General features: G+C 55.4%; 6 protein-coding genes. 3 read left to right on the forward strand and 3 right to left on the reverse strand.

What is annotated here, in order from left to right; genetic code table 11:
- From M0974_RS29770 to M0974_RS29780, 3 genes are all read right to left on the reverse strand, one after another.
- Positions 1–1,242 (reverse strand): aminotransferase class I/II-fold pyridoxal phosphate-dependent enzyme (locus M0974_RS29770; protein ID WP_297845457.1); only part of this gene is annotated, 1,242 nt, incomplete at its 3' end.
- Positions 1,243–2,739 (reverse strand): hypothetical protein, encoded by a 1,497-nt coding sequence (locus M0974_RS29775; RefSeq protein WP_297845459.1) that lies wholly within the window; start codon positions 2,737–2,739, stop codon positions 1,243–1,245.
- Between the two features lie 578 nt (positions 2,740–3,317).
- Positions 3,318–4,340: a zinc-dependent alcohol dehydrogenase family protein gene (locus M0974_RS29780; RefSeq protein ID WP_297845461.1), complete on the reverse strand. Its 1,023-nt coding sequence runs from the start codon at positions 4,338–4,340 to the stop codon at positions 3,318–3,320.
- Between the two features lie 479 nt (positions 4,341–4,819).
- Between M0974_RS29780 and M0974_RS29785 the strand changes: the two genes are divergently transcribed.
- The 3 genes from M0974_RS29785 to M0974_RS29795 form a co-directional block, all read left to right on the forward strand.
- The gene (locus M0974_RS29785; protein ID WP_297845462.1) at positions 4,820–5,737 is read left to right on the forward strand and encodes a LysR family transcriptional regulator; all 918 of its coding nucleotides are present in this window, start codon (positions 4,820–4,822) and stop codon (positions 5,735–5,737) included.
- A gap of 120 nt (positions 5,738–5,857) precedes the next feature.
- The gene (gene mexE / locus M0974_RS29790) at positions 5,858–7,093 is read left to right on the forward strand and encodes a multidrug efflux RND transporter periplasmic adaptor subunit MexE (protein ID WP_297845464.1); all 1,236 of its coding nucleotides are present in this window, start codon (positions 5,858–5,860) and stop codon (positions 7,091–7,093) included.
- A 10-nt stretch (positions 7,094–7,103) separates the two neighbouring features.
- Positions 7,104–8,201 (forward strand): efflux RND transporter permease subunit (locus M0974_RS29795; protein ID WP_297845465.1); only part of this gene is annotated, 1,098 nt, incomplete at its 3' end.

Genomic DNA, 8,201 nt, shown 5'->3' on the forward strand with positions numbered 1-8,201 from the left:
CCGCATGTTCACCGGCTGAGTGCTTTCAACCCAGATTGCGCTGCCGCCGGCGGGACGGTTGAATCGCAAATGGGTGCCCAGATGCAGCTTAAGCAATCCAGCCAAAGCCAGCATTCGGTCCTCCAACAGTTGCCGCAAGCTAATAAGGTGTTGATCAACACGCCCCGAGCTGTAAAGCCGCGCGATAGCCTTCTGGCGAATGGGTGGCAGGCTGAAAGAGCGCACCAGGAATTGACGCTGCAACTCGACGCCCGCGTGCTTGCACAGCAAATAGCCATAGGACGCTTCCGGCCCGATCACTTTGTCAAATGCCGACATCACCATCAATCGTCGAGGGTTGATCCAGTCCCGCAACCGGTGGGCCGACGGGTCGAAGCACAGCTCGCCTTGGCTGTCGTTTTCCAGTACCCAGACACCATGCCGATTCAATAGATCGGCCAGTTGCCGACGGTTTTCCATGGGCGCCAGGCCGTTGACCGCACTGACGCGTGAAGGCAGCAACGCCAAACCAATACCCTCCTTGGTCAGTACCTCATTGAACCAGCCAAGGTCAACGCACTGGTTGGCATCGAGAGGCATCTCAATCACACGAATATCGAACGATTGCAGCACGCGCAAAATCGCCCATGAACACGGCGACTCCACCAATACCGTACCGCCACGCAAGGTCAGTGCGTTGAGGACGATCTTGAGTATTGCGTTTAAATCGGCCCCGACGTACACGTTGTCGGAGTACCAGCAGTGCGCGGCGCTGGTGGTATAGCGATCGGCCAGCGCGGTGCGCAATTCCAGCTCACCAAACGGTTGGAAAAGCGGATTGGCACGGCGGGGATACTGCCGGATCAGCTCACGTTCAACCACAAGCAGTGAACTTTCCAACGACAACAACGCCGTAGGATCGTCATGGCTGAGTACAAACATACCAGGGCGTCTGGCGTAGGAATAAAGTATGTCCAGCAGGCCTTCGCCCGTGCCAGGCAACTGGCCGTCGACGTCCGAACGCGTGAAATAACCGGATTTGGCTATTGAACGCACTCGACCTTCCTTCTCCAGCAAACAGTAAGCGTACTGCACTGTTGAGACGGAAACCTTCAAACGATTGGCCAAATGACGTAGAGAAGGCAATTTCGTTGCAGAACCGCACTGAGCATTGTCAACCAGGCGGTTCAGGTATCGATAAACCGCCTGGTACGCAAAGTCGGGCTTGTGGTCTATGGTCGGGAACACGTGGATATGGCCCATTCAGAGACCCAACACGGTTTCAGGCACGAGGGCACAGGTTTCTGCATCGCAGGTTATCACTCGGTCCTTGTCTGGATCCCCCGCCCCCACCCTTGCGAGCAGCGACGTTTTATCGCGGAAATCCACGCGTTTTTTGCCATAAAGCGATTGCAGACTGGCCTTGCTCAGACCACTAATATCGACCAACCACTGCGTGACTTGCTCGGGCACTTGCAGCCCCATCAAGGCTTTGTGCAAATCAGGTAATGCGACCAGCATTCCCGGATGGCAACGACGAAGGAATGCCTCAAGCATTCGCCCCGAATCAACGAAAGGGGCAAACAGCAAGCACACCAGCTGCGCATCACTCAAGCCGAATGCATCCATAGCGTGGGCGGTCGCCAGTGCACGCTGAGCTTCTATTTTCATGGGGCTGTCGTAAGCAGCCATCGCCTGATCAATCAGACGCTGGGGCATGTGTTTACGACGCATTAAAGCCTTTGCCAGCAACACAAATTCACCAACGCCGTCTTGATAGCTACGGCCGCGTAAATAATGGGCTTGTAGGCCGCGAACATGGGCGATCAGCAATGGAGTGGCACTGTCGGACTCACTGAAATTGAACGAAAGGTCATCAAACTGGAATTTAAGAAACTGCGTCAGTAATGGCCAATGGTCATCCGCGTGACAACTCACTAAATCAGAAATGGTGATAAACGCGGGCACGACGGCCTGGTTCGGGTAAGCCCGCAAGCGGCCAACCGGCTCGCAGCCCTCATCGTAAAGCTCGCGATAGTAAGCATGCCCTACCTGGCTAACCGTGTTGAGCACCCCATTGAAGCTCTGGTTACGCCAGTCTGAAGGCGGCAATTGCAGCCCCTGGGCCAAGCGCATGGCCCATGCCACGTAGCGTTTCTGCTGCTTGGTTGAATCGCCATTGGCAAGCGCATCAATGCCGGTGCCCCAACAGGCTGCCCGACCGAAAAAGTCAGCCAAACCCAGGTAAGTACTGTTGCAGAAGGTCGACCGAGCTTCTCCCCCGGTCAGGTGGCCGGTCAGCAACATGTCCGAACGACTGCGCTCGCGACCTGCCGTTGAAAAGGGCGAGTCAACGCGGAAAGGACGAACCTGATGCTGATCGACCATCAACACTTCGGTGCGAGGGTCGTCGTACAGGAACAGTGCCGAATAGCACCGGTGGATGTTGTCCATGACCGCCGAGGTCATCCCCGGGTGACGTAACGTGGCGATACGCAAATTGAACGTCGCTGGCGACCGGTTAGCGATACTGAGTTGCGCGGCGCGCAAAAAAGCCACGGCATATGCGCTGTCTTTGCCGCCGCTAAAAGCGACCATCACTTTATAGCTACTGATACGCTCAATGCCACCTGCCGCCACGATCAAACGCTGGATCAGCAATTGCAGCGCAGTCCGTTCGGCGCGGTTAAAATAGCCTGTCAAACGCTGCAGCACTTGTTGATAGACATAGTTCATTGCCTGCTCATGAATGGAACTCATAGTTCGGCACCGGCGAGGAAAAAGACCGTTACGGCTGAACAAACAGAGAGCAATTGATCACTGAGCGACGCATTAGAAAAGTATTTTTGCTGGAGCATGACTCATTCCCTGAGCAATAATTACCGACGCATTATCAGGATCACGGAAATTTTTACAAGGCACAGAAAACAACAAAAAACAGTTCAGAAACAGTATTAAACACGACACTAATACAACGTGTTTATTATATAAACCACGCGCGTTTATTCAAAAAAACACCCGTCAAGCGCACGCCAAAAAAAGCTAAAACCCCAATATCCACTGGGCCACCACCCACCCGATAGCGTTTCGCCCTTCCCGTTAGCGCCTACTAGCGCGAGCACATCCATCGAGCATTCAGCGTGCTCAGCCGCCGACAACTCTTCGACAGACAAACACTTTGTCTACTGAATCAACCTGTGTGGTTACCGCTATTAAAATTCACACAACAAAAAAGCCCTCTTGAATGAACCGGAGGGCTTTATGGGGGGTGCGTTACGGTGCTAACTGTTTGAACGGTGCCGTGACAAGGGCGCCGCCCCTACAATGCTCAGTGATAATTACGCAGGTTCAACCACCAACACTGCGCGCCCGTCGACTGGGCATTGGTCCATGTAGCGGTGAGCGGCTACAACGTCGTCAAAAGCAAAATTACGGGTAACCTGCGGGAGTAAAACCCGATCAGCAGTAAGCTGATTTATTTCACGCAAAGCACGCTGCAATGCTGCTTCGTCTTGAGTGATGCCAATTTCAGGCCTGCCGGTAAAGTTACCCAGGCAATGCACGAAGAACTGAATGTTTTTCTGGAACGCAGCGCACGCTGGGAACGGCGTTTGATTACCGCCCTGCAAGCCATAGAGAACCAGACTGCCGCGTGGGGCCAGGACATCGCCCATCATCGACATCTGTGGGCCGCCCAAACCATCGAATACAGCATCAACACCACGGTTGTCGGTGTATTTGTTGATGGCGATCAACAAGTCCTGCTCTTCAGTAACGATAACCTTATCGGCACCAAGCGCCCGCAACACCTCACGTTGTTCCGAGGTTTTCGCCGCTGCAATGACCTTCACGCCCAATGCCTTGCCCAACTGAACAAATGCAGGGCCTGCGCAGTGAGCAGCGTCAGTCACCAGTACGGTTTGGCCCGGCTTTACACGCGCCAAATCAACGTAAGCAAAATAGGCAACCAACAGCGGCGTGTAATGAACGCTCGCTTGAATCGGTGTTAGCAAATCCGGGTACCGGGTGACAGCCGTGCGCGGTAATACGATCAGTTCACCGTACACAGGGTGCTCGTTGGCAGTGGCCGCAGGAAAGCTGGCCACCCTGTCGCCAATTGCCAAGTCAGTCACACCTTCACCTAAGGCTGAGATGACTCCGGCCATCTCATGGCCAAGTCCGGCCGGTAAACGAGCCTGAGAAGGTGCCAGGTTCTGCCGCCAGAGAACGTCATACCAGCTGATGCCGATCGCCTCGACGCGCACTTGCACCTCACCGGGTGCCGGTAACGCAGCAATAGACTCCTCAACCTTGAGGACCTCGGCTGGACCAAACTGATGAAAACGGATCGTGCGGGACATTTCGAACCTCGCCTAATGAACCTTAATGCCGTGACTCTATCCGCGGTTCCCCGGGAACACTATCAGTGGCTATTAATAGTCGACATGTCTGTCATTGATTCTGCAGCTTCTATAGGCCGGGAATACCCTCAGCAAATAACCGCCGGGATCCTGCCAAATCAGGGTCGCATTGAATAGCAAGTCGGCTTGATAATGCAACCCACCTGTACGATTGGGCGCTTTAGCAGCATTAGTGTTTGACGCAGAGACGACGAGTGACGCACCCGAAATACGCCCAGCGGTCATTTTTCTGCTCGGCACTATCATTGATGTTGATGATAAATCCACTAACGTTAAATTTATCGATGTCGAACCCACAGAATCCTCGTATTATTCATGTCGGCGATTTTCTCCCGGGCCGCAGTGCCTGAGCAAAAAGATCGCAAGCCCCGTGCTGGCATGGACCATCGCATCGACAAACGGCCCGAGATCATCTGTTTATGAATCGTAACGACCTGCGTCGCGTCGACCTCAACCTGCTAATTGTTTTCGAAACCTTGATGCATGAGCGAAGCGTTACTCGTGCGGCAGAAAAGCTTTTTCTCGGCCAGCCGGCCATCAGCGCAGCGCTTTCGCGATTGCGCGGTTTGTTCGATGATCCACTGTTTGTTCGTACCGGCCGCAGCATGGAGCCCACGGCCCGCGCCGTAGAAATCTTCGCGCTGCTGTCCCCTGCACTCGACTCCATTTCCACGGCCATTAGCCGCGCATCAGAATTCGACCCTGCGACCAGTACTACAGTATTCCGTATCGGGCTCTCCGATGATGCAGAGTTCGCGTTGTTGCCCTCGTTGCTCAAACGCCTGCGCTCTGAGGCGCCGGGTATCGTACTGGTGGTGCGCCGCGTCAATTACATCTTGATGCCGGCCCTGCTGGCGTCTGGCGAAATTTCTATCGGCGTCAGCTACACCACAGACCTGCCTGCCAACGCCAAGCGCAAAGTCCTGCGCCGCAGCAAAGCTAAATTGCTGCGCGCTGACACCGTGCCTGGCCCGCTGAGCCTGGACGACTTCTGTGCTCGCCCTCACGCGCTGGTTTCGTTCGCGGGCGACCTGGGTGGGTTTATCGACGAATACCTGGAACAAGTGGGCCGCAAGCGCCACGTTGTTCTCGCCGTCCCCCAGTTCAACGGACTGGCGACATTGATCGCAGGCACTGATATCGTCGCAACGGTGCCTGATTACGCTGCTGAAGTGCTGACGGCTGCAGGTGGCGTACGCTCCGAAGATGTACCCATCGAAACCCGAACATTCGAGCTGCACATGGCCTGGCGTGGCTCCCAAGACAACGATCCCGGTGAGCGCTGGCTGCGCTCTCGTATTCAGATGTTCTTTGGTGACCCGGACAGCTTGAGCTAGAGCCTTGGCGAATACCTCATATCATTCTCACTGATATTAACCTTCGGTTCATTCGATTCGTGCAATACAAGCTGTCAGAACAGAATCCGCCAACTCAACGAATATTGGCGGATTATTCCCATGGCACAGTCATTCAACCACTTGCGCTACCCCCTTGCTGCACTGGCACTGGTCGTGATCAGTGCTTGTGGCCAGCACGGTCCCGCAGCGGCGGCAGCTCCCGCCGCCGCGAAAGTGACCGTTGCCAAGGTACTCGAACAACCCGTCAACGAATGGGACGAGTTCACTGGCCGCCTGGAAGCACCGGAAACCGTAGAGATTCGCCCTCGGGTTTCCGGCCAGATCGATTCGGTCGCCTTCACTGACGGCGCTCTGGTCAAAAAAGGCGATTTGCTATTCCAGATCGACCCGCGCCCTTTCCTCTCCGAAGTTCATCGCCTTGAAGCTCAACTGCAACAATCCCGCGCCGCCTTGACCCGCACCGGTAACGAAGCGCAACGCGGCCAGCGCCTGCTGAGCAGCAACGCCATCTCTGCCGAACTCGCTGATACCCGCACCACCTCTGCCCAAGAAGCCAAAGCCGGTGTCGATGCCATCCAGGCTCAACTGGACCTGGCGCGTCTGAACCTGAGTTTCACCCGTGTAACGTCACCGATCAGTGGCCGTGTCAGCCGTGCAGAAATCACCGCCGGCAACATCGTTACCGCTGATGTGACTGCGCTGACCAGCGTAGTGTCCACCGACAAGGTCTACGCCTACTTCGACGCCGATGAGCGTGTGTTCCTGAAATACAACGAGTTGGCGCGTACAGGCAAGCGTGGTCAGACCACCCCCGTGTTCATGGGCCTGTCCAACGAAGAAGGCAACATCCACCAGGGCCAGATGAACTTCGTCGACAACCAGGTTAACCCCAAAACCGGCACCATCCGCGGCCGCGCAGTATTTGATAACACCGACGGTGAATACACCCCTGGTCTTTACGCTCGTTTGAAACTGGTTGGCAGCGGTACCTACTCCGCCGTGCTGATCAACGACGAAGCAGTCGGTACCGACTTGGGTAAGAAGTTCGTATTGGTAATCGATAAAGACAACAAGGCGGCGTACCGCAGCGTCGAGCTGGGTCCGAAACTGGAAGGTCTGCGTATCGTTCGTAGCGGCTTGACCAAAGACGAAACCATCGTGGTCAAGGGCTTGCAACGGGTTCGTCCTGGCTCCCCGGTAGATCCGGAGGTTGCTCAAATGGCCAGCCCTGAAACCGTCGCCGCCCTTGCAAAACAGCGCGAGGCTTTTGAAGCCAGCAATGCTCAGCCAGCAACGGCTCCCAAACTGGCAAGCAACACTGCCCCACGCGGTTAAGGGATAACTCATGAATTTCTCTCAATTCTTTATATCGCGGCCGATCTTCGCAGCGGTTCTATCGCTGATGATCCTGATCGCTGGCGCGATCTCACTGTTCCAGCTACCGATCAGTGAATACCCTGAAGTCGTACCGCCAACCGTGGTCGTGCGTGCCAACTTCCCGGGTGCCAACCCTAAAGTGATCGGCGAAACCGTGGCAGCACCGCTGGAGCAAGCCATTACCGGCGTTGAGAACATGCTGTACATGTCCTCGCAATCCACCGCTGACGGCAAGATCACCCTGACCATCACCTTCGCACTGGGCACGGACCTGGACAACGCTCAGGTGCAAGTTCAGAACCGCGTGACCCGGACCGAGCCGAAGCTTCCTGAGGAAGTGACGCGCATCGGTATCACCGTGGACAAGGCGTCGCCTGACTTGACGATGGTGGTCCACTTGACCTCCCCGGATAAACGCTACGACATGCTGTACCTGTCGAACTACGCCATCCTCAATATCAAGGATGAACTGGCTCGCCTGGGTGGCGTCGGTGACGTACAGCTGTTCGGCATGGGCGACTACTCGCTACGTGTCTGGCTTGATCCAAACAAAACTGCTTCACGTAACTTGACCGCTACCGATGTAGTGAACGCAATTCGTGAGCAAAACCGTCAAGTGGCCGCTGGTTCGTTGGGTTCACCGCCCGCGCCAAATGCCACCAGCTTCCAAATGTCGGTTAACACTCAGGGCCGCTTGGTTACCGAGGATGAGTTCGAGAACATCGTCATTCGCGCTGGCGCCGATGGTGAAATCACTCGCCTTAAAGACATCGCTCGGATTGAACTCGGCTCTAGCCAATACGCACTGCGCTCTTTGCTGAATAACCAGCCGGCTGTAGCCATCCCGATCTTCCAGCGCCCCGGCTCCAACGCCATCGAAATCTCTAACGAAGTTCGCGCCAAAATGGCCGAACTGAAGCAGAGTTTCCCTGAAGGCATGGATTTCTCGATCGTTTATGACCCCACTATTTTCGTGCGCGGCTCCATTGAGGCAGTGGTTCACACCCTGTTCGAAGCACTGATTCTGGTGGTACTGGTCGTCATCCTGTTCCTGCAAACCTGGCGC

This window comes from Pseudomonas sp. (assembly GCF_026224925.1).
In the GTDB taxonomy this organism is placed as follows: Bacteria; Pseudomonadota; Gammaproteobacteria; order Pseudomonadales; family Pseudomonadaceae; genus Aquipseudomonas.